General features: G+C 66.2%; 1 protein-coding gene. It reads left to right on the forward strand.

Going from position 1 to position 1126, the window contains the following annotated elements:
* On the forward strand, positions 1–1097 hold a 1097-nt coding region (locus tag P3G67_RS35720), incomplete at its 5' end, for an IS256 family transposase (RefSeq protein ID WP_276097234.1).
* Positions 1098–1126: the final 29 nt, after the last annotated feature.

Raw genomic sequence — 1126 nt, forward strand, 5'->3', positions numbered from 1 at the left:
GGAACGAGCACACCCATGCGCGCACCAACTACCGCAGCGGACACCGCGACAAGACATTCGAGACGCAGGCCGGCGACCTGGAGCTGGCCATCCCCAAGCTGCGCTCGGGCAGCTTCTTCCCCAGCCTGTTGGAGCGACGGCGCCGCATCGATCGGGCCCTGTACGCGGTTGTCATGGAGGCCTACGTCCACGGCGTCTCCACCCGCGCGGTCGACGACCTGGTCAAGGCCTTGGGAGCTGACTCCGGCATCTCCAAGTCGGAGGTCTCGCGGATCTGCGGGGAGTTGGACCAGGAGCTGGCCGTCTTCCGCTCCCGGCCACTGGACCACGTCCGCTTCCCCTACATGTACCTGGACGCCACTTACTGCAAAGCGCGGGTCAACCACCAGATCGTCTCGCGCGCAGTGGTCATAGCCACCGGGATCACCGAGGAGGGCGGGCGCGAGGTACTGGGAGTGATGGTCGGCGACAGCGAGAGCGAGGCCTCCTGGACCGAGTTCCTGCGCTCGCTGCGCGAACGGGGCCTCACGGGTGTGCGTCTGGTGATCGGCGACCACCACTCGGGCCTGGTCAAGGCGATCCGCAAGGTGATGATCGGCGCCGCGTATCAAAGGTGCCGGGTTCATTTTCTGCGCAACGTCTTCGCGGTGATCAGCAAGGATGCGGGCGAGATGGTGGCCGCCACCATCCGCACCATCTTCGCCCAGCCCACCACCGAGGCCGTGCGCACCCAGGTCGACACCGTCGCTGACCTGCTCGGAGCCCAGTTCCCCAAGGTCAAGGCCATGTTGCTGGAGGCCAAGGACGACCTCACCGCCTTCGCGGACTTCCCCGAGCGACATTGGAAGAAGATCGCCTCCACGAACCCGCTGGAGCGGATCAACCGGGAGATCAAGAGACGGGTCGACGTCGTGCAGGTCTTCCCCAACGACGACGCGCTCCTGCGGCTGGTCACCGCCGTGCTCTTCGAGCTGCACGACGAGTGGATCGCTTTCCCCCGCCGCTACCTGCCCGAAGGCAGCATGGGCATCTACACCGCCGAGCTCCCTGACAGCGCCCCCGCGCTACCCAACACCACCAACGCGACGGCTACTTGATCGGCTTCACCAACCAGCGGGACACCATC

This window comes from Streptomyces silvisoli (assembly GCF_029269905.1).
In the GTDB taxonomy this organism is placed as follows: domain Bacteria; phylum Actinomycetota; class Actinomycetes; order Streptomycetales; family Streptomycetaceae; genus Streptantibioticus_A; species Streptantibioticus_A silvisoli_A.